Raw genomic sequence first — 22,110 nt, forward strand, 5'->3', positions numbered from 1 at the left:
AATAAATTAACTATTTGATAATAATAGTGCAGAAAATTCTTAATTTTTTGTCAAATATTTTGTTTTTGAGCAAAAAGATGATAAAATCATAAAAAAATCTTACAAAACAACAATAAGAAATGTTTTATAATTGATTGCAAATCAAATAATTACACAATTTTACACAACAAAAACAACCTACAACTTTTCAAAGCCAGATCATAAATATTATTTCAGGAGAAAAAAATAAAAAAAAATGATAAAGAAAGAATAAAAACCTATAAATGAGTAGAATAAAAAATAAATTTTATTCAAGAAACTTAATATTTCGTTTTAAACCATCAAATTTTGTTCTCTTAATAGGAGAATTTTTAAAAACGGTACGGAAAGTTTCTTCTGTAATTTCAATCCAGTCTTTTTTAGTAAAAGAAAGCAAATCAGGATTAGGATTAAATAATGGTTCAGAATGCGATTTTGAGAATCGATTCCAGGGACAAACATCCTGGCAAGTGTCGCAGCCAAACATCCACTCGTCAAATTTACCTTTCATATCATTCGGAATATTTTCTTTCAATTCGATCGTATAATATGAAATACATTTGCTACCGTCAACAACATGAGGAGCAACTATCGCTTGTGTGGGACAAGCATCTATGCAGGCCGTACAAGAACCGCAGTGATCTGTAGTGGCATGATCATATTCAAGATCTAAATCGAGAATAAGCTCTGCAATAAAATAAAAAGAACCTACTTTTTGAGTTATGAGATTGCTGTTTTTTCCAATCCAGCCCAAACCGCTCTTAGCCGCCCAGGCTTTATCCAGAACTGGAGCAGAATCGACAAAGGCACGCCCGGAAACATCACCAATATTTTCCTGAATCGAAAAAAGGAATTCTTTTAATTTCTCCTTAATCACAAAATGATAATCCTGACCATAAGCGTATTTAGAGATTTTGAAACTTTCCTGAGTTTGAGATTCTTCAGGATAATAATTCAATAAAAGCGAAACAACACTCTTAGCATCGTCGACCAATAGAGTGGGATCTAATCGTTTGTCAAAATGGTTTTCCATATATGCCATTTGACCATGACTGTTATTTTTTAGCCAGCTTTCAAGTCGAGGCGCTTCTTGTTCTAAAAATCCGGCTTTGGAAATGCCACAAGAAAGAAACCCAAGCCTTTTCGCTTCAGTTTTTATAAATTTTGAATATGTTTCTTTAGCATTAATTGTCATCTTTTAGAGAATAAGACTTTTACTCCAACAGGCTTCAATGTAATCAGTGGATTGAGCTGTATTTCACTATTAACAGATGTAATATTGTATCTTTTTACTAAATTAGAAATCGTCAAACACATTTCATAAATAGCAAATCCAGCTCCAATACACATTCTGGGCCCTGCTCCAAATGGATAAAAATATTGCATTGACTGTTTCTTCTGTTCTCCCAGAAATCTTTCTGGTATAAATTCATCCGGATTTTCCCAATACTTTGGATTTCGGTGCAATTCATAAAAAGAAACCCCAATTAATGTTCCTTTCTTTATATTATAACCAGCTAAATTATCATCTTCAACATTTCCCCTGTCAGTAATCCAGGCTGGTGGATATAAACGCATAGCCTCATTTAAAACTGCATTTGTATAAGTCATTTTCTGAAGCTGCTCAACAATATTTTCCGTTTGAGATTCAATAGCTGTAATTTCATCTAAAACTTTCTGTTGTATCTTAGGATTTATTCCCAAAAGATAAAGAGTGAAAGTTAATGCATTTGCGGTAGTTTCATGACCGGCAATAAATAGGACTTTAATCTCATCAACCAATTGTTTTACAGACATTCCTTCACCTGTATCTTCATATCGCGTTTCTAAAAGCATATTAAGTAAATCATTAATATCTTCTTTAGATTTGCCTCTCTCCTCAACAATCTCCCGAATAATACTATTGTTCTCCTCTGCCAATTCAAGATGTTTCTTAACCTGACCTGTTACAGAAAACCACCAGGCTTTATGAGGAAGCCTAATTTCTTTGATTAAAAAATTCTGCACTTCTTCGATAATATATTTAATGCGAATTAATTTTTCTTCTGAAATTGAAAGTTCGAAAAGAGACTTGGCAACAACATTAAAGGCCAACTGGCTCATAATTGGAAAAAGATCAACAGCTTTTTCCTCAATTAAACCATCAAGCTCTAAAACAATTGTTTGATTCATATTTTCAACTAACTGATTCATTTTTTGCTTATGAAAGGCAGGTTGAATAAGTCTTCTTTGTTTCAGCCAAAAATCACCGTCAACAGTTAAAAGCCCTTTTCCTAAATATTTAGAAAGATAAACAGACTGAAACTTAGATTTATGATAGTTCTTCTGATTTTTTTGTAAAATATATTGAGCAACTTCGTTATCTCTGGATAAAATTATATGCTTTGAAAAGCCAATTTTTAAAGAAAAAGAATCTCCAAACTTATCAAAATATCTTTTATGAAAAGGAATAGGGTTTTTACGCACTCCTTCAGCATCCAAAAAAATCTAAATATTGAAAGTTGGTTAGGGTAATTATATTTTTTATTCTCAGACATTTTAAACAGAATTAAAACAATCCGCCCTGAATGTTAGTGTTTATTTTTCCCAAATGCTTATACGCTTTATCAGTTACTTCACGTCCACGTGGTGTTCGCATAATAAACCCTTCCTGGATAAGGAATGGTTCATAAACCTCTTCAATTGTTTCACTGCTTTCAGAAACAGCAGTCGCTAAAGTTGAAAGGCCGACAGGTCCACCTTTAAATTTATTAATGATGGTCAACAAAATTTTATTGTCCATTTCATCAAGACCATGTGCATCCACATTTAATGCTTTAAGTGCGTAACGTGCAATTTCAATATCAATAGTACCGTTCCCTTTTATTTGTGCAAAGTCACGAACTCTTCTTAATAATGCATTTGCTATACGAGGTGTACCACGGCTTCGTCCAGCAATTTCAATTGCCGCTTCAAGCGAAATTGGCATTTTTAATATCGAAGCACTTCTCTCAACAATTGTCGTTAAAAGTTCAGTTGTATAATATTGTAGTCGTGATGAAATCCCAAAACGGGCACGCATTGGAGCCGTTAACAATCCAGATCTTGTTGTTGCTCCAATTAAAGTAAAGGGATTTAAATTGATTTGCACTGTTCTGGCATTTGGTCCAGATTCAATCATAATATCAATTTTAAAGTCTTCCATAGCCGAATATAAATACTCTTCTACAATTGGACTTAAACGATGAATCTCGTCAATAAATAAAACATCTCTTTCATCAAGATTTGTCAATAAGCCTGCTAAATCACCTGGCTTATCCAAAACAGGACCTGAAGTTATTTTAATACCTACTTCCAATTCATTTGCTAAAATATTAGCTAAAGTGGTTTTACCTAATCCTGGAGGTCCGTGAAAAAGTGTATGGTCAAGTGCTTCTCCACGTTGATTCGCGGCTGCCACAAAAACTTTTAAATTTTCTAAAACTTGGTCCTGTCCGGCAAAATCATCAAATGACAGCGGACGCAATCTTTTTTCAAGATCTAGTTCTTCAGGGTTATATCCTTTTGTTGTAGGATCCAGATTTTCATTCATTTTACAAAGATAGACAAAGTAATCAGTTTGTAAAACAGATAATTTTTAATATAATTCAGAACTTCAGAAACAAATCCTAATATCTAAATTCCCAACTCCAATAATTGAGAACATTTCCGTAATTGAAATTTTCAGCTAAATACTAATTGCCCAAAATAAAAAAGGCCATCTTTTCAGATGACCTTTCTTTATTATTTTTAGTGGTGTAAAACTTCTTCACCTTCTTTCATTGGTACATTTTGAGGAACAAAATCTACATCATGATTTGGGTTACTGTAGTCATACGGCCAACGGTATACATGAGGAATTTCACCTGGCCAGTTACCGTGAATATGTTCTACTGGAGTTGTCCACTCTAATGTTGTTGATCTCCATGGATTTTGAACAGCTTTCTTACCATAGAAAATACTACTAAAGAAATTGTACAAGAATACTAATTGGAACGCACCTCCTACAAGAGCAAATGTTGTAATTAAAACATTCACATTTTGTAAATCATCAAATAATGGGAAGTTTGTGTTTGTATAATAACGTCTTGGTAAACCAGCTAATCCAATAAAGTGCATTGGGAAGAATACTCCGTAAGCACAAACTGCTGTTACCCAAAAGTGAATATAACCTAAGTTTTTATTCAACATTCTTCCGTACATTTTAGGGAACCAGTGGTAAATACCAGCAAACATTCCGTAAAGTGCAGAGATACCCATTACTAAGTGAAAGTGAGCAATTACAAAGTAAGTATCATGAACGTTAATATCTAAAGTACTATCTCCTAAAATGATTCCTGTTAAACCTCCAGTAATGAAAGTAGAAACCATCCCGATAGAGAATAACATTGCAGGGTTGAATTGTAAGTTACCTTTCCATAAAGTTGTAATCCAGTTAAATGCTTTTACAGCAGATGGAATTGCAATCAATAAAGTTGTAAAAGTAAATACAGATCCTAAGAAAGGATTCATACCTGAAATAAACATGTGGTGACCCCAAACAATAGTTGATAAAAATGCAATTGCAAGAACAGACATAATCATCGCTCTGTATCCGAAGATTGGTTTACGAGAGTTCGTAGCCATAATTTCAGAAACAAGTCCCATTGCTGGTAAGATTACAATATAAACCTCAGGGTGACCTAAAAACCAGAATAAGTGTTCGAATAAAACTGGAGAACCACCTTGATAGTGTAAAACCTCTCCTGCAATATAGATATCTGACAAGAAGAATGAAGTACCAAAACTTCTATCAAAAATTAATAATAATGCAGCTGATAATAATACTGGAAACGAAATAACACCAATAATAGCTGTTACGAAAAATGTCCAGATTGTAAGAGGAAGTCTAGTCATAGACATTCCTTTAGTTCTTAAGTTGATTACAGTAACAATGTAATTTAAAGATCCCATTAAAGAAGATGCAATAAAGATAGCCATTGAAACTAACCATAAAGTCATACCTGTTCCAGAACCCGGAATAGCTTGTGGTAAAGCACTTAATGGTGGATAAATTGTCCAACCTGCAGAAGCTGGACCAGCTTCAACAAATAAAGAAGACAACATTATTACAGCAGACAAGAAAAACAACCAATATGAAATCATATTCATGAATCCCGAAGCCATATCTCGTGCACCAATTTGAAGTGGAATAAGTAAGTTACTGAATGTTCCACTCAAACCAGCCGTTAGTACAAAGAATACCATGATGGTACCGTGAATTGTTACTAAAGCCAGATAAATATCATTTGCCATTACACCATCTGGTGCAAATTTGTCTCCTAATAAAACATTAAAAATTTTAAAAGACTCCTCTGGCCATGCTAATTGCATTCTGAAAAGCAAGGACATTGCAATACCAATAATACCCATGATAATACCTGTAATCAAGTATTGCTTAGCAATCATTTTATGATCAATACTAAAGATGTATTTAGTAATGAACGTGTCTTTATGATGATGTTCGTGCTCGTGATGATCGTGTCCGTGATCGTGATCGTGCGCTTCTGCTGACATATATGTGTACTTTAAATTTTCTTAAATAAATATTATTTCATAGCAACTTTAGCTACAGCTGCTTTTACAGTATCGATAACCGCTTTTACAGTATCTTTAGCAATAGTACTAGCACTATCTGTAGTAGTAGTTCCTGCTTCAGCTGGTTTTTCTGCAGCAGCTGCCGCTTTAATATCCTGAGCTAAAGTAGTTTTTTCACTTAACCATTTTTTATAATCTTCGGGAGTGTCAACAACAACTTTCATTTGCATGTTGTAGTGAGAAGCTCCACAAATTTTATTACATAATAATAAATAATCAAATGTATAAGGATCTAAAGCTGTTCCACCTTTTGCAACTAACTCTGTGCTTTTTTCAGATCGAAGTTTGTTTATGTTTGAAACTTTCTCAACCATAAATGGCAACTCTCTGTATTCAGCAGTTGTGTAAGTTGGAATGAAAGCAAACTCAGTAACCATTCCAGGTACACAGTTCATTTGCGCTCTAAAGTGAGGCATATAAGCTGAGTGCAATACGTCTTGAGAACGCATTTTGAAATGAATTTTTTTACCTTTTGGAATATGCAATTCAGAAACAATAATATCATCCTGAGCATTCGGATCAGACATATCAACACCCAAAGTATTAATACCTTCGATTAAACGAACGTTAGCTTTTCCTAAAACGTTATCCTGACCTGCATATCTTGCAGTCCATTTAAATTGTTGAGCATATAATTCGATTTCTATTACATCTTCATCTTTATCAACAAACATAATATTGTTCCATGCATACAATCCATAAAGAATTAAACATGCTAAAACTACAGATGGAATTATACTCCAGATTGCTTCTAATTTATTACTATCAGCAAAGAATAATGCTTTTTTATCTTTATGACCTCTGTTTTTGAAAGAGAACCAATATAATAAACCCTGAGTAATAAATTGAACTACGAAAATTAAAACCCAAGTAATATTCATTAAATTATCTACTAAAAGTCCATGCTCTGAAGCAGGCGTATGAAGTGCTAAACCACCCCATTTTAGTAAACCGTAAATTGTAAATATATATATGAATGCCAAGAAGCCAAACATAACATACCCCTGAATATTATTATCATTATCTGATGCAACCTGAGAATCGTCCGAAGAAGACCCTACCTGAGTAAGATCAAATATCTTGGTCAATTGCCATAATGCAACTGCTAATAAAACTAAAACTATAATTACCAACAAACTTGTCATCTGTTTATTTCTTTAAATATTAATAATGAAAATGTTTACTTTCTTCTATGAAAGGATTTCTTTTTGCTAACAGAGGAGCTTTAGTCAATGCAGTAAATACTACAAAAATAAACAATCCCAGGAAGAAAAGAATAGATGCAATTTCAGAAACTCCAATAAACCATTTATCTCCAACTGTACCAGGCATAACCATATTAAAGAAATCCACATAGTGACCTAATAAGATAACAACACCAGCCATTACAATAACCCAGCTTAAACGTTTAAAGTCAGTATTAACTAAAATCAATAATGGGAAAACAAAATTCATAACAACTGCTCCAAAGAAAGGCAAGTTATATAATTGAATTCTTGTGATAAAATAAGTTACCTCTTCAGGTATATTCGCATACCAGATCAACATAAACTGAGAGAACCATAAGTATGTCCAGAAAATACTAAAACCAAACATAAATTTCGCTAAATCATGTATGTGACTTGTATTTACATATTCTAAATATCCTTTAGATTTTAAATATATAGTAACTAATGCTATAGTAGTAATAGCGCTTACAATGAAAGAAGCAAATACATACCATCCAAATAAAGTACTGAACCAGTGTGGGTCAAAAGACATAATCCAATCCCAGGACATGATAGACTCAGATACGATAAAGAATACTAAGAACCCTGCAGATAATTTAAAGTTCTTTTTGTAATTTAAATCATCGTTAGCTTCATCTTGAGCCAAGCAATTTTTTCTTGAATAGTGACGGTATAAATTCCATCCTAATAAAAATATACCCGCTCTAACAATCCAAAAAGGAAAGTTTAAATATCCTGCTTTACCAGCAATAATTTCATCATAATTTGGACTTTTAGGATCTGTAACTCCTTCACCTAACCATACAAATATGTGATTAAAATGTAATCCGCAAAGAACTAAAATTAAAAAGAAAATTACTGAAGCTACAGGTAAGTAAGCAGTAATTCCCTGCATTACTCTGAATAAAACCGGAGACCAACCTGCCTGAGCCACTTGTTGAATAGCATAAAATGCTAAAACTCCAAGAGAAATTAACAAAAAGAAAATACAAGCTACATATAATGCAGACCAAGGCTTATTTTGCAATTGGTGCAATACATGTGTTAAATGTTCTTTATGTTCATCGGCAGCACTAATTTCTGCATGTTCACCATCTTTATGTGATTCGTGTGAAGCTTCCGCAGCTTCATGATGTCCCGCTTCTTTATGGGAAGCCTCTGCAGTTTCTTCATGTGCAACACCATGCGAACCATGAGCATCTGCAGCAAGAATTTTTTCAACTTCTTGAATATCTTTAGGAGCAGTTAAAAAACCATATCCAATTCCTAATATACCAACGGCCATTAGGATGATAGAAAAAGTTTTTAATTTACTTGAAAATGTATACATATCTATTACGATCAGTTTGTTCAACAATTATAATTGGCTTTTTAGTTTTAGAACATAGTCAGCAACTAACCAACGTTCGTGGGCACTTAATTGATTTGCATGTGAACCCATTGCATTTAAACCATAAGTTTCAACGTGAAAGATACTTCCTTCAGTGATAACTCTGTCTTTATAGCTAGGTACTCCAAGAAATTTTTCTCTCTCCACCAATTTACCTTTACCGTTTCCAGTTGCACCATGACAACTAATACAGTAAATTTCGAAAAGTTCTTTTCCTTTTCCTGAATTTCTTTCAATAGAATCCAAAGGAGATTTTAAATTAGCTTTTGCCAATTCGTAACCTGCTGTTGAATTTTCATATTCATAAGGTTCGAAACCTCTATTAATAGTTCCTTCTACAGGAAGCTGTCCTTCTTTTCCACCTTTAAATATTTTTGCCTCTGAATAAGTTTCATAACCTACAGATTCATACATATTAGGGAAATACTGATAGTTTGGTGCCGAATTATTGTGGCAAGATGAAACTAAAATAGTTATACCAACTAAAAGTGTTATTTTATATATCCTTTTCATAGCTACAATTAATTCTTTTCAATTACTTTAACTTCAACAGCTCCTGTACCTTCGAAAAAAGAAACTAGTTCAGCTTCATTATCGTTTACAGCAACTTCCATTAAGAAATGGTCATCTGTTGTTCTTACATCAGGATTTTCTGCCTGTTTGAATGGCCATAACCTACTTCTCATATAAAAAGTAATGACCATTAAGTGGGCAGCAAAAAATACTGTCAACTCAAACATAATCGGCACAAAAGATGGCATATTCTGGATATAACTAAAACTTGGTTTTCCTCCAATATCTTGCGGCCAGTCATGAATCATAATATAACTCATCATGAATGTTGCAAAAGAAAGACCAACGCAACCATACAAGAAAGAACAAATTGCTAATCTTGTTGGCGCTAAACCCATAGCTTTATCCAATCCGTGAACTGGGAATGGAGTAAAAACTTCTTCAATATGATGATGAGCAGCTCTTGTTTTCTTTACTGCATCCATCAAAATATCATCGTCATTATAAATGGCGTATATTACTTTATTACTCATGATGTGAATCTTTATTTGCTCTTTCTCTAATGTAATTATCTCCTGTTCCTTTCAAAATTGTTTTAACCTCCGCCTGAGCAATTACAGGGAATGTTCTAGAGTATAATAAAAACAACACAAAGAAGAAACCAATTGTTCCAATAAAAATTCCAATATCAACAAATGTTGGTGAGAACATTGTCCAAGAAGATGGAAGGTAATCTCTATGTAAAGAAGTAACAATAATTACGAATCTTTCAAACCACATTCCGATGTTTACTACAATCGAAATAATAAATGAGAACATGATACTTGTTCTTAGTTTTTTGAACCACATAAATTGTGGAGAGAAAACGTTACAAGTCATCATCGACCAATATGCCCACCAGTAAGGTCCGGTAGCTCTGTTTAAGAAAGCATATTGCTCATACTCTACACCTGAGTACCAAGCTACAAATAACTCAGTGATATATGCAACACCAACAATAGAACCTGTAATCATGATAATGATATTCATCAATTCGATATGTTGTAATGTAATATATGCTTCAAGATTAGAAACTTTTCTCATAACGATCAACAACGTATTTACCATTGCAAATCCTGAGAATACCGCTCCAGCAACGAAGTATGGAGGGAAAATTGTTGTATGCCATCCCGGAATTACAGAAGTAGCAAAGTCCATCGATACAATCGTGTGTACAGAAAGTACAAGAGGAGTAGCCAAACCTGCTAATACTAAAGATACTTCTTCAAAACGCTGCCAGTCTTTCGCTCTACCACTCCACCCAAAACTTAGGATAGAATATACTCTTTTATTGAAAGGTGTTATTGCTCTGTCACGCAGCATTGCAAAGTCAGGTAATAAACCAGTCCACCAAAAAACTAATGATACCGAAAGATACGTAGAAATTGCAAATACGTCCCAAAGTAATGGCGAGTTAAAGTTTACCCATAAAGATCCAAATTGATTTGGAATAGGTAAAACCCAGTATGCCAACCATGGACGCCCCATGTGAATAATTGGAAATAAACCTGCCTGAACTACAGAGAAGATAGTCATTGCTTCTGCAGAACGGTTAATAGCCATTCTCCAACGTTGACGGAAAAGTAATAATACCGCAGAAATTAATGTTCCAGCGTGACCAATACCAACCCACCAAACGAAGTTTGTGATATCCCAAGCCCAACCAACTGTTTTATTTAATCCCCATGTTCCGATACCGGTAGATACGGTGTAAATTATACAACCTAACCCCCAAAGGAAGGCTATTAATGCGATTGAAAATACAATCCACCATTGTTTGTTTGCAGGCCCTTCAACAGGTGCGGCTACATCTACAGTTACATCGTGATATGATTTATCACCTATAACTAAAGGTTTTCTAATGGGTGCTTCGTAGTGAGACGACATAATCCTTTATATTGTTTCTTATTAATAATTTTACTAAGTATTTCTAACTTTTACGTGATAGAAAACATTTGGTTTTGTACCAACATGCTCTAATAAATGATACATTCTTTCGCTTTCTGCTAATTTAGCAACAGCGCTTTCTTTATCATTTACATCTCCAAACACCATTGCTCCAGATGAACAAGCTGCAGAACATGCGCAAGCATTGTTGAATTCATCTTTTGCCACAACTCTACCTTGACGTTTTGCCTCAAGAATAACAGCTTGTGTACTTTGGATACAGAATGAACATTTTTCCATAACTCCACGAGAACGAACGTTTACGTCTGGATTTAACACCATACGTCCTAAATCATCATTCATGTGGTAATCGAATTCACTGTTTTTGTTGTACAAGAACCAGTTGAAACGACGTACTTTATAAGGACAGTTGTTTGCACAATAACGAGTACCAACACATCTGTTGTATGCCATATGGTTTTGACCTTGACGACCGTGAGATGTAGCAGCAACCGGACAAACTGTTTCACACGGTGCGTGGTTACAGTGTTGACACATTACTGGCTGGAAAGCAACTTGTGGGTTATCCCCAGGTTTTTCCATTTCATTAAATGTAGATAATGAACTAGATAAACCAGCAATATTTTCTTTTCTTTCGTTATCACCTTCAAAAGTACTTTCAGAAGAATAATATCTATCAATACGCAACCAGTGCATATCACGGCTTCTTCTAACTTCCGCCTTACCAACAACAGGGACGTTGTTTTCAGCATGACAAGCAATAACACATGCTCCACATCCTGTACAAGCGTTTAAGTCAATTGAAAGATTAAAGTGATGTCCTGTAGAACGATCAAATGATTCCCATAAATCGACTGTTGTAGCTTCAACCTCTTGGTGATCTAATGATACCATTGGTTGCTCATTCCAGTGTTTAGCATCTTTAGTATTGAAGATCTCTAAAGTAGTTTCTTTAATGATATCTCCTCTACCCATTAATGTTTTTTGTCCCTGAACACAAGCAAACTCATGCTCTCCATTTGCTTTCGCAATAGAAACAGACTGAACACTATTAAAGTTTTTATATAAAGCGTAAGCATTTAAACCTACTTGCATTTCTTCTTTCAAAGCCGCTTTACGACCATAACCAACAGCTAAACCAACTGTTCCAATAGCTTGTCCTGGCTGAACAATTACCGGTACATTTTCTAATTTAGAACCATCAGCGGTAGTAATTGTAGCATAACTTCCGTTTAAACCTCCGTTAGCAACAATTTCATTCGTTAAGCCTAATTTTTTAGCATCTGCATTTGAAACAGTTACATAGTTATCCCAAGAAACTCTTGTAATTGGATCTGGAAACTCTTGCAACCATGGGTTGTTTGCATGTTGTCCGTCTCCCATACCTGTTTTAGTATACAATACTAATTCAAAGTCACCAGTCGATCTTGATTTTGAAACTGCATTTGCAGCAGCAGAATAGTCAAAAGAACCGGCAGCTAATGCGCTAGAGCCAATTACAAAAACACCGTCATGAAGAACTTTATTCCAAGAAGAACCAGCAATTATACCTGCAGAATTAACTTTAAGATAATCGTAGAAACTTCCGGCAACTCCGTTTAATGACAATAAAACGTCTTGAAATTGTTTTGTATTGAATATAGGACGAATAGTTGGTTGAGTTAAACCATAAGTTCCTTTTGTAATTTCAACATCTCCCCAAGATTCTAAGTAATGAGGCGCAGGAGCTGCAATTGTAGTAATCGATGCAGTTTCATCTTCTTTTAAAGAAAAAGCAACTGAAGTTTTTACTTTTTTCAATCCAGATACAAAAGAAGCTGAATCAGCTAATGTATAAACAGGATTAATTCCGCTCATGATTAAAGTATGAACACTTCCAGCATTCATATCTTTTATTAATTGAGATACAACCGCATTAGAACCTTTTCTAATTTGTCTTGTACCAGCTGTATTATAAGCTTCACTAGCCAATACCTGATTGATAGCCAAAACTAATAATTGAGCATTTTTATCTTCAATTCCAGATACTAAAACTCCTTTAGAACCAGCAGCTCTTAACTGTTGGGCAGCTTTAACTACTTCTGTTTTGTACTTAGCTTCTAAAGAAACCGGAACAGAAGCACCTGCAACGATATTATATATTTGAACTAAAGCTTGTTTTTGATCAGCAGTTGTCATTGGGACACGCTTATCAGCAGCAGCTCCAGATAATGTCATATTTGATTCAAACTGAAAATGACGAGACATTTTTCCATTTTGAGGAATACGCCCCTGAGCATATCCAGCATCATATCCACCACCTTGCCAGTCTCCTAAGAAATCAGCACCAACAGAAACGATTAATGAAGCTTTTGAAAAATCATAATCAACTAAAGCTCTTTCACCATATACAGTTTCAAATGCATCCAATGCGTCTGATGAAGAAACCGCATCATAAACAACATGTTTTGCATTAGGATTTTTAGCGATGAACTCTGCTATTAATTTTTCAGTAGATGGACTCGCCAAAGTATTAGTTAACAACACCACTTGTCCTCCTTTTGCTTTTGCATCAGCAAGACTTGATTTAATTTTTAAATCAACAGCTGACCAGCTACTATTTTTACCTTCCAATTTAGGTTCTTTCAAACGCATACTATCATATAAAGCTAAGATAGATGCATGAATTCTCGCATTGGCTGAAAATTTAGCTCCAGAAATAGTATTGTTTTCAATTTTAATTGGACGACCCTCACGAGTTTTCACTAATAAGTTAGCAAAATCAAAACCATCAAAAACAGTGGTTGCATAATAATCTGCAACACCTGGAATGATTTGTTCCGGTTGTAACACATAAGGGATAGACTTGTGAACAGGACCTTCGCAGGCAGCAAGTGTAACAGCTGCAGTACTAAACCCTACGTACTTTAAAAAGTCACGACGCGAAGTTCCAGATGAAGCTAAAGCATCTGCATTTCCTAAGAATTCATCCGTAGGAATTTCTTCAACAAATTCGTTATTTCTAAGCGCCTCAACAATAGAACTATTTTCTAGTTCTTCAACACTTTTCCAGTATTTTTTGTTTGATGACATTGTATATAAATATTAAAATCTTAATAATTCGATTAATAGTGGCATTTACCGCATTCTAAACCTCCCATTTGCGCTGCAGTCAATTTTTCTACACCGTATTTTTTAGAAAGTTCAGCATGAATTTTATCATAATATGCGTTTCCTTCCATCTTAACATCAGTTTTTCTATGGCAATCAACGCACCACCCCATTGTTAATTTAGAATATTGTTTCATGATTTCAAATTCTTGTACCGGACCGTGACAAGTCTGACATTCAACTCCAGCAACAGAAACGTGTTGTGAGTGATTGAAATATACAAAATCAGGCAAATTATGAATACGAACCCATTTTACAGGTTTAGTTTTTCCAGTGTAAGCTTGTTTAGTTTTATCCCAACCAACAGCATCATATAACTTCTGGATTTCACCATCATAAAATGCTTTGCTATGCTCAGCAGTTGCAGTAGTTTCAGCAACTTCAGAAATGTTTTTATGACAGTTCATACAAACATTTAAAGAAGGAATACCTGCATTTTTACTTACACGAGCAGCAGAGTGACAATATTTACAATTGATCTCGTTATCTCCAGCGTGAATTTTATGTGAATAGTGAATCGGCTGAATTGGCTCATAGTTTTGATCCACACCAACCTGCATCAAATAGCCATAAACAAAATAACCACTTGCCAAAAGTAAAAATATAGAAGTCACTAATACTAAAAATTGATTTTTAGCAAATGCTTTCCAGATTGGAGTTCTAGCCTCTCTAGGAGCAACTACAATACCATTGTTACTAGCAACTTTAGTTAACACTTTGTTCACCATGAACAACATTACAACCAAAATAGCCATTACCAAAGCAAGAGCACCTAAAATAATATTGTTAGAAATTCCACTTCCTTCCTGTACCCCACCAGTTGGTAACGCAGCAGTTCCAGGAGCACCAGCAGCTGGCGCAGCTTTTTCTTCAGATGTGTAAGCGATAATATTATCAATATCACCTTCAGATAATTGAGGAAAAGAAGTCATTACAGACTTATTGTTTTCTTCAAAAAGCTTTACTGCCACAGGATCACCTGACTTAATCATGTCAGAACTGTTATGCACCCACTTGTAAATCCAAGCGATATCATGCTTACCAGCAACTCCTCGTAAAGCAGGACCTGTTGATTTAGCATCTAATTTGTGACATGCAGCGCAATTTGCATTAAAAAGTTCCTTCCCTTTTACTGGATCACCACCTGCAGTTGCAGCCGGAGCAGCAGCTTCAGGCGCCGCCGGAGCAGCAGCATCTTGAGCAAATGAAGTTAGGGAGAAAATAAGCGTTAGCGATAAGCTAAGCAGCAATTTTCTTGAGATCGAATTATGGTTACCCACCTTTTTCATATAGTATAATAATTATCTACTAATTTTTGGTATGATTTTTTCTGTATTAATTAAGCAAAAATCTATACCCTCTTTTAAAACTTGCACAAAAATACGACTTATGAACTATTCTCAAAACCTTAAAATACTCTTAAATATCAATTTATATCAATTCTAAATAATATCAAAATTTTTAATACAAACTTTAAATACTATTTTTGCATAAAAACCATCACATTATGAGAATTTTAACTCCTTCAAAAAAGTTTTCTTAACATTAACAATGATAACTTTAGCATATAACATTAATGCACAAGACCAAAATTTAACATTGACTCAGGACCCAAAATTTGATCAATTATTAAATGACAAGCGTAAAATTAACACGTCGTTAACCACAAATGATACTTATAAAATTCAAATATTCAGCGGGAAAAGCGAAGAAGCAAAAAAAACCTTAACTGATTTTAAAAGAGAATATAGCAACATTGACGGGACTATAATTTTTAACACACCCAATTACAAAGTTCTTGTTGGGAACTTCAAAACAAGAATAGAAGCCGAACGTAATTTAGCCGAAATCAAGAAAAAATACAAAAGTGTTTTTTTAATCAAGCCAAGCAAATAAGCAATTTTTAAAAAACAATTTTAAAACCATTATTCCATGTGTTTTTTATCCCTAAGATCACAAAAAACAAACAACAATACTTATAATACTTTCTGAATAAATCTAACAAAACAGATCGGTTAAAACCAAAAAAAGCCCCAATTTACATTGAGGCTTTTTATATTAATAAATATTATTTCAGTTTTTTCTTGATAGCAACTTCATGGTACGCTTCAATAACATCTCTTTCTTCAATGTCATTGTAACCTTTAATCTGAATACCACAATCGTAACCTTTAGAAACTTCTTTAACATCATCTTTAAAACGTTTCAAGGCCACAAGTTCTCCTGTATGCACTACTACTCCGTCTCTGATAACTCTAATTTTAGAAGTTCTCATAATTTTACCATCCATCACCATACAACCTGCAATAGATCCAACTTTAGAAATTTTGAAAATCTCACGAATTTCAGCGGTTCCTAAAATTTCTTCTTTCATTTCAGGAGCCAACATTCCTTCCATCGCATCTTTCAAGTCATCGATAGCTGCATAGATAATAGAATAGTAACGGATGTCGATTTCTTCCTTATCTGCAAGTTGTCGTGCATTTCCAGCAGGACGAACATTAAATCCAATAATAATCGCATCAGATGCAGAAGCCAACATAACATCAGTTTCAGTAATTGCCCCCACTCCTTTATGGATAATATTAATTTGAATTTCTTCTGTAGAAAGTTTAGAGAACGAATCTGATAATGCTTCAACAGATCCATCAACGTCTCCTTTAAGGATTACGTTTAATTCTTTAAACTGACCAAGAGCGATACGACGGCCAATTTCATCAAGTGTTATATGTCGTTGTGTACGTACAGATTGTTCACGCATTAATTGAGAACGTTTTGATGCAATTTGTTTTGCTTCTTTTTCATCTTCAAAAACGTTAAACTTATCACCTGCAGTTGCCGCACCATCAAGACCTAAAACAGATACCGGAGTCGAAGGACCTGCTTCTATAACGATATGCCCTCTTTCATCATGCATGGCTTTAATTTTACCATGATGTTTCCCAGCCAACATATAATCTCCAACTTTTAATGTTCCGTGTTGAACCAAAATTGTTGATACATATCCTTTTCCTTTATCCAAGAAAGCTTCTACAACTGTTCCTTGTGCCGCTTTGTTTGGATTAGATTTTAAATCTAGTATTTCAGCTTCTAATAAAACCTTCTCTAATAATTCTTTTACACCTGTTCCGATTTTTGCAGAAATATCATGTGACTGAATTTTTCCACCCCAATCTTCAACAAGTAAGTTCATACCAGCCAAACGCTCTTTGATTTTCTCAACATTAGCATTTGGTTTATCAATTTTATTGATTGCAAATATAATTGGAACTCCCGCTGCTTGTGCATGAGAGATTGCTTCTTTTGTTTGTGGCATGATATCATCATCCGCAGCTACAACGATAATAGCAATATCGGTAACCTGAGCTCCACGTGCACGCATAGCGGTAAACGCCTCGTGACCTGGTGTATCTAAGAATGCGATTTTTTGACCATTATCAAGAGTTACTCCGTAAGCTCCAATATGTTGTGTAATTCCTCCAGACTCACCTGCAATAACATTTTCTTTACGAATATAATCCAGCAAAGATGTTTTACCGTGATCGACGTGACCCATTACAGTAACGATTGGCGCTCTAACAACTAAATCTTCTTCTTTATCTGCAACTACCTCAATAGCTTCTTCGATATCAACAGTAATGAATTCAACTTCATAACCAAATTCATCAGCTACAATAGTTAAAGTTTCAGCATCTAGACGTTGGTTCATGGTTACCATGATACCAAGAGACATACAAGTTCCAATTACTTTTGTAATCGGCACATCCATCATAATTGCAATTTCACCTACAGTAACAAATTCAGTAACTTTAATAGTTTTACTTCCTTCGTCAAGTGCTCTTTGCTCATCATCAGATTTCTGACGGTGCGTTTCTCTTTTATCTCTTCTGTATTTAGCTGCTTTTGATTTTCCACCTTTACCCTGAAGTTTTTCAAGAGTTTCTCTAATTTGGTTTTTTACTTCCTCTTCAGTTGGCTCAACTTTAGCAACAATAGCCGGACGGTTTCCTTTTACAAAACCAGGTCTTGCACTTCTGTTTGCATTAAAACCTCCACCACCAGTGTTTGGAGTAATTTTATTAGGATTTGGTGTTCCCGGCGCATTACCAGTTGCTGGTTTTGGCGCACCCGGAGTTCCAGGCTTAGGAGCAATTCTTTTACGCTTATTTTTGTTAGCGTTATTTCCAGCTCCCGGAGCACCCGGTTTATTTGGTGTTATCTTAGGATCTTCTTTCTTTTTCTTAGGCTTGTTAAATTGAGATAAATCAATTGTTTGCCCAGTAAGAGTAGTTCCTGATAATTTTTGATATTGAGTAGTGATAGTCTCCTCAGCTGTTGCAGGATCTGTTGAAACAACAGGTTCTGGTGCTACTTTAGGAGTTTCAGCTTTTACTTCTTTTTTCTCTGTAATAATAGGTTTTTCAACCTTTTTCTCTTCAGAAACTACAGGAGCTACAACAGGTGGCTCAGGCTGCACAATTTCTTTTTGAACAGGTTTTTCTGGTTGAGTTGGAGTAACAACTGCCTTTGGTTCTTCGACTTTAGCCGGTTCCTCAACAGGTGGTGTAGAAACAACTGCAGGTTTCTTTGGATTTAAATCTATTTTACCAACTTGAACAGGCCCTGTTACAACAGCTCTCGCTTTGATAATCTCTTGTTGTTTTTGGCGCTCTTCGTCCTGTCTGCGTTTGTCTTCAATTTCTTTCTCACGCTCAACACGTAATGCTTCTTTTTCTTTTCTTTTTCTTCTCCTACCTCTTTAGAAGCTTCCTTATTCCCCTTATCGCCCGCAAATTGGCTTTGTAGGATATTAAATTCGCTATCAGAAATTTTCGCATTTGGATTTGCATCAATAGCAATTCCCTTATCTTTTAGATAATCAACAGCTCTTTCTAACGAAATATTTAATTCCCTTAAAACCTTGTTTATTCTTATTACTCTCTCTTCAGACATATAACCTTTTTATTATTACCTTTTTCGTTGTGTTGTTAGAGCAGATACTCAGCTAACTCTTAGCTATCAAACTCTTCTTTTAGTATTTTCATAACATCAAGAATAGTTTCCTCTTCTAAATCCGTTCTTCTTACTAAATCTTCTACTTCTTGCTTTAAGATACTTTTTGCAGTATCTAAACCTATTTTAGCAAATTCTTCAATTACCCAGCCTTCGATTTCGTCTGAAAACTCTGTTAATTCAACATCGTCTTCATCAGCCGTTGCACCTGCAACATCTCCTTCACGAATAACATCTAACTCGTAACCTGTTAGCTGACCTGCTAATTTAATATTGTGACCTCCTCTACCAATTGCTTTAGAAACTTCTTCTAGTTTTAAGAAAACTTCAGCTCTTTTGTTTTCTTCATCAATTTTGATTGAAGAAACTTTTGCAGGGCTTAATGCTCTCGTAATAAACAATTGAATATTGCTTGTATAGTTGATTACGTCGATATTTTCGTTTCCTAATTCACGAACAATTCCGTGAATACGAGATCCTTTCATACCTACGCAAGCTCCAACAGGATCGATTCTATCGTCATAAGAATCTACCGCTACTTTTGCTTTTTCACCAGGAATACGCACTACATTTTTAACCGTAATTAAACCGTCGAATACCTCAGGAATTTCTTGTTCAAATAATTTTTCTAAGAACTTTTCAGAAGTTCTTGACATGATAATTTGAGGTTTATTTCCTTTTAATTCAACGCTTTCAATAATTCCACGAACGTTATCTCCTTTACGGAAAAAGTCAGATGGGATTTGTTTTTCTTTCGGAAGCACAATTTCGTTTCCTTCATCATCAACCAAGATAACTACTCTAGGACGCACGTGGTGTACTTCAGCAGTATAAATATCACCGATAATATCTTTAAATTGCTTGTAAAGATTTGTATTATCGTGTTCGTGAATTTTAGATATTAAGTTTTGACGCAATGCCAAAATAGCTCTTCTTCCTAAATCGATCAATTTAACTTCTTCAGAAACTTCTTCACCAATTTCAAAATCCGCTTCAATCATTCTTGCTTCAGTCAAGGTAATTTCTTCGTTCTCAAAATCAAGATCTTCGTCAGCAACGATTACTCTTCTTCTCCATATCTCCATATCTCCTTTATCAGGATTTATAATAATGTCGAAGTTGTCATCAGAACCGTATTTTTTCTTCAATGCATTTCTAAACACGTCCTCTAAAATTGCCATAAGCGTTACACGATCAATAAGTTTATTATCTTTAAACTCTGAGAATGAATCGATTAATGCTAAATTTTCCATGCGAATTCTTTAATTAAAATGTTACTGTAACAATTGCCTCTTTAATTTCTGTATAAGGTATTTGTTGCTCTTTTTGAACTGTTTCTTTTCCTTTTCCTACTTTTTTCGGTTCTCTTGCTTTCCAAGACAAAATTATAAAAACATCGTTAGCTTCTACTAATTCTGCTTCAATTTTTTCAGTTTTTGTAGTAACAATCAACGTTCTACCTACATTTTTCTTGTATTGTCTTGTCATTTTCAAAGGCGATCCTACTCCAACAGATGCTACTTCAAGCGAAAAATCCTGCTCTTCACGATCCAGATTATTCTCGATTGCGCGACTAATATCGATACAATCCTGCAACGCCACTCCATTATCCCCATCTAAACCTACACTAATTTTGAAAGAATCCGAAATAGCAAGATCAATCAAAAAGATTGACGGCTTTTCCAGAAGAGCCTCTGTAATTAGTTCGTTTACTTTTTCTTTAAATGTCATAATTTTATAAAAAGAGGGGACACTTAGTCCCCTCATTATTTAGATTTTAATAAATAACGGTGCAAATATAGTGTTTTTTTATAAATCAAAATAAATACATTGCTCTAAAATATTTCTTATCTTTATAGAAGCATTAAAAATAAAGAATTTCACCTTATTTAACCCTAAAAGTTATGAAACGAATTCTAGTACCTACAGATTTTTCAGAACATGCTGAAGACGCTTTAAAAGTCGCCGCACAGATTGCCAAAAAAAACGATTCTGAAATTATCATTTTACACATGCTTGAGTTACCCCATCAAATGAATGATGCAATTTTGGGCGGTGTGAGCATTCCGGAAACGATGCTTTTTATGAAAAAAGCAAACGAAACACTTGACGAAATTTCATCAAGGCCATATCTGGACGGAATTCCCGTTACCGAAATTGTAAAAATGGACAAACCAATTCACGGCATCACTCAAATAAGCAAAGATTACGATGTTGACTTAATCATTATGGGATCACACGGTTCTTCTGGAATCGAGGAATTACTGATTGGTTCTAATACTGAAAAAGTGGTTCGTAATTCTGAAATCCCGGTTTTGGTTATCAAAAAAGACATAAAAAACTTTAATGCTTCAAATATTGTTTTCGCCTCAGATTTTACAGACGAAACTAAAAAACCATTTGAAAAACTGTTGAATATTACTAAATTTTTCGATTCAAAAATACACCTGGTAACTATTTGTACACCAAACAGTTTTAAACCGACCCATGTTATAGAACAAGCAATAAAGGAATTTACTTCAGAATTCAACCTTACAAATTACTCAACACACATTTACAACGACACGAATATAGAAAAAGGAATTATCAATTTTTCTAACAGCATAAATGCCGATATCATCGGAATGTGCACACATGGAAGAACCGGCTTTGCACACTTCTTTAATGGAAGCATTAGCGAAGGTTTAGTAAATCACGCTGTTAAACCCGTAATAACATTTAAAATTTAAATAACAAAACACCATAAACACAAAAGCTTCTCAATTGAGAAGCTTTTTTTATAATAATTAAACTTAAAGAATTTTAATACCATTCTTTATGTTACGGTATTATTTTGGACCAAGGACAGGAAGTAGAGCATCTACTATCTTTAGAACATCATCAAGCCAGTTTCCCCCTTGGACTTCTTTCATTTCAGAAGGTTTTAACTCTTCAAACTCAAACTTTTTTAAAGTATCCATAATTTTAATTTTTAGAATTACTATTTAGTTAAAACAAAAATGCACTGCAGTATTTTTTTGCCACATCAAATATATGTAAAATACTAATACATAGTTGTTTATAATAAAAAAATACTTACTTATTTGAAATTTTTTGATCTTATTTTACATTTCGGCATAATTACTCTTCATAAAAACTTTTTTTATGAGCTTTATAACAAAGTTTATTTGAGCTTTACAACAAAGCAAACAGTGT

18 protein-coding genes are annotated in these 22,110 nt (G+C 34.3%); 2 read left to right on the top strand and 16 right to left on the bottom strand.

Translation table 11 applies throughout. The features are described 5' to 3' along the window. Positions 1-286: 286 nt before the first annotated feature. From queG to ACZZZT_RS24640, 11 genes are all read right to left on the bottom strand, one after another. Positions 287-1,213, bottom strand: a complete 927-nt coding sequence (gene queG, locus ACZZZT_RS24590; protein WP_463462269.1) for a tRNA epoxyqueuosine(34) reductase QueG — start codon at positions 1,211-1,213, stop codon at positions 287-289. Next, entirely contained in the window at positions 1,210-2,499 is a 1,290-nt protein-coding gene (locus tag ACZZZT_RS24595) for a cytochrome P450 (RefSeq protein WP_463462270.1), read from the bottom strand. The genes queG and ACZZZT_RS24595 overlap by 4 nt, the downstream gene beginning before the upstream one ends. A 67-nt stretch (positions 2,500-2,566) precedes the next feature. Beyond that, a complete protein-coding gene (gene ruvB / locus ACZZZT_RS24600) occupies positions 2,567-3,589 on the bottom strand; it encodes a Holliday junction branch migration DNA helicase RuvB (RefSeq protein ID WP_042566285.1) in 1,023 nt (340 codons plus the stop codon). A 197-nt stretch (positions 3,590-3,786) separates the two neighbouring features. Beyond that, a complete protein-coding gene (locus ACZZZT_RS24605) occupies positions 3,787-5,592 on the bottom strand; it encodes a cytochrome c oxidase subunit I (protein WP_042566284.1) in 1,806 nt (601 codons plus the stop codon). Between the two features lie 32 nt (positions 5,593-5,624). Then, positions 5,625-6,818 carry a cytochrome c oxidase subunit II gene (locus ACZZZT_RS24610; protein WP_463462271.1) on the bottom strand — a complete coding sequence of 398 codons (1,194 nt, stop codon included), beginning with the start codon at positions 6,816-6,818 and terminating at the stop codon, positions 5,625-5,627. Positions 6,819-6,837: 19 nt separating this feature from the next. After that, positions 6,838-8,232 (bottom strand): cation-translocating P-type ATPase, encoded by a 1,395-nt coding sequence (locus ACZZZT_RS24615; RefSeq protein WP_042566282.1) that lies wholly within the window; start codon positions 8,230-8,232, stop codon positions 6,838-6,840. 27 nt (positions 8,233-8,259) lie between these two features. Next, the gene (locus ACZZZT_RS24620; RefSeq protein WP_042566281.1) at positions 8,260-8,805 is read right to left on the bottom strand and encodes a c-type cytochrome; all 546 of its coding nucleotides are present in this window, start codon (positions 8,803-8,805) and stop codon (positions 8,260-8,262) included. Positions 8,806-8,813: 8 nt separating this feature from the next. Beyond that, positions 8,814-9,338, bottom strand: a complete 525-nt coding sequence (locus ACZZZT_RS24625) for a DUF3341 domain-containing protein (RefSeq protein ID WP_042566280.1) — start codon at positions 9,336-9,338, stop codon at positions 8,814-8,816. After that, positions 9,331-10,731, bottom strand: a complete 1,401-nt coding sequence (gene nrfD / locus ACZZZT_RS24630; protein ID WP_042566279.1) for an NrfD/PsrC family molybdoenzyme membrane anchor subunit — start codon at positions 10,729-10,731, stop codon at positions 9,331-9,333. Before nrfD ends, ACZZZT_RS24625 begins: the two co-directional genes overlap by 8 nt. 33 nt (positions 10,732-10,764) lie before the next feature. Next, positions 10,765-13,824 carry a TAT-variant-translocated molybdopterin oxidoreductase gene (locus tag ACZZZT_RS24635; protein WP_302094602.1) on the bottom strand — a complete coding sequence of 1,020 codons (3,060 nt, stop codon included), beginning with the start codon at positions 13,822-13,824 and terminating at the stop codon, positions 10,765-10,767. 32 nt (positions 13,825-13,856) lie between these two features. Beyond that, positions 13,857-15,191, bottom strand: a complete 1,335-nt coding sequence (locus ACZZZT_RS24640) for a c-type cytochrome (RefSeq protein WP_302094601.1) — start codon at positions 15,189-15,191, stop codon at positions 13,857-13,859. Between the two features lie 262 nt (positions 15,192-15,453). On the opposite strand from ACZZZT_RS24640, the gene ACZZZT_RS24645 reads away from it, so the two are divergent. Beyond that, positions 15,454-15,798 carry an SPOR domain-containing protein gene (locus tag ACZZZT_RS24645; RefSeq protein WP_463462272.1) on the top strand — a complete coding sequence of 115 codons (345 nt, stop codon included), beginning with the start codon at positions 15,454-15,456 and terminating at the stop codon, positions 15,796-15,798. A gap of 172 nt (positions 15,799-15,970) precedes the next feature. Here ACZZZT_RS24645 and infB read toward each other — a convergent pair whose 3' ends face one another. From infB to rimP, 4 genes are all read right to left on the bottom strand, one after another. Further along, positions 15,971-18,379: a translation initiation factor IF-2 gene (gene infB, locus ACZZZT_RS24650; protein WP_463462273.1), complete on the bottom strand. Its 2,409-nt coding sequence runs from the start codon at positions 18,377-18,379 to the stop codon at positions 15,971-15,973. 149 nt (positions 18,380-18,528) lie between these two features. Next, positions 18,529-18,855, bottom strand: a complete 327-nt coding sequence (locus tag ACZZZT_RS24655; protein ID WP_463462274.1) for a hypothetical protein — start codon at positions 18,853-18,855, stop codon at positions 18,529-18,531. Positions 18,856-18,914: 59 nt separating this feature from the next. Continuing rightward, positions 18,915-20,168: a transcription termination factor NusA gene (gene nusA, locus ACZZZT_RS24660; RefSeq protein WP_042566274.1), complete on the bottom strand. Its 1,254-nt coding sequence runs from the start codon at positions 20,166-20,168 to the stop codon at positions 18,915-18,917. 13 nt (positions 20,169-20,181) lie between these two features. Beyond that, positions 20,182-20,646 (bottom strand): ribosome assembly cofactor RimP, encoded by a 465-nt coding sequence (rimP, locus tag ACZZZT_RS24665; RefSeq protein WP_073394998.1) that lies wholly within the window; start codon positions 20,644-20,646, stop codon positions 20,182-20,184. 173 nt (positions 20,647-20,819) lie between these two features. On the opposite strand from rimP, the gene ACZZZT_RS24670 reads away from it, so the two are divergent. After that, positions 20,820-21,644 carry a universal stress protein gene (locus ACZZZT_RS24670; protein WP_302094595.1) on the top strand — a complete coding sequence of 275 codons (825 nt, stop codon included), beginning with the start codon at positions 20,820-20,822 and terminating at the stop codon, positions 21,642-21,644. 99 nt (positions 21,645-21,743) lie between these two features. On the opposite strand, the gene ACZZZT_RS24675 is transcribed toward ACZZZT_RS24670, so the two are convergent. Next, positions 21,744-21,875, bottom strand: coding sequence for a hypothetical protein (locus ACZZZT_RS24675; protein WP_463462275.1), 132 nt, complete (start codon positions 21,873-21,875; stop codon positions 21,744-21,746). Positions 21,876-22,110 lie beyond the last annotated feature (235 nt).

This window comes from Flavobacterium sp. AC274 (assembly GCF_979258275.1).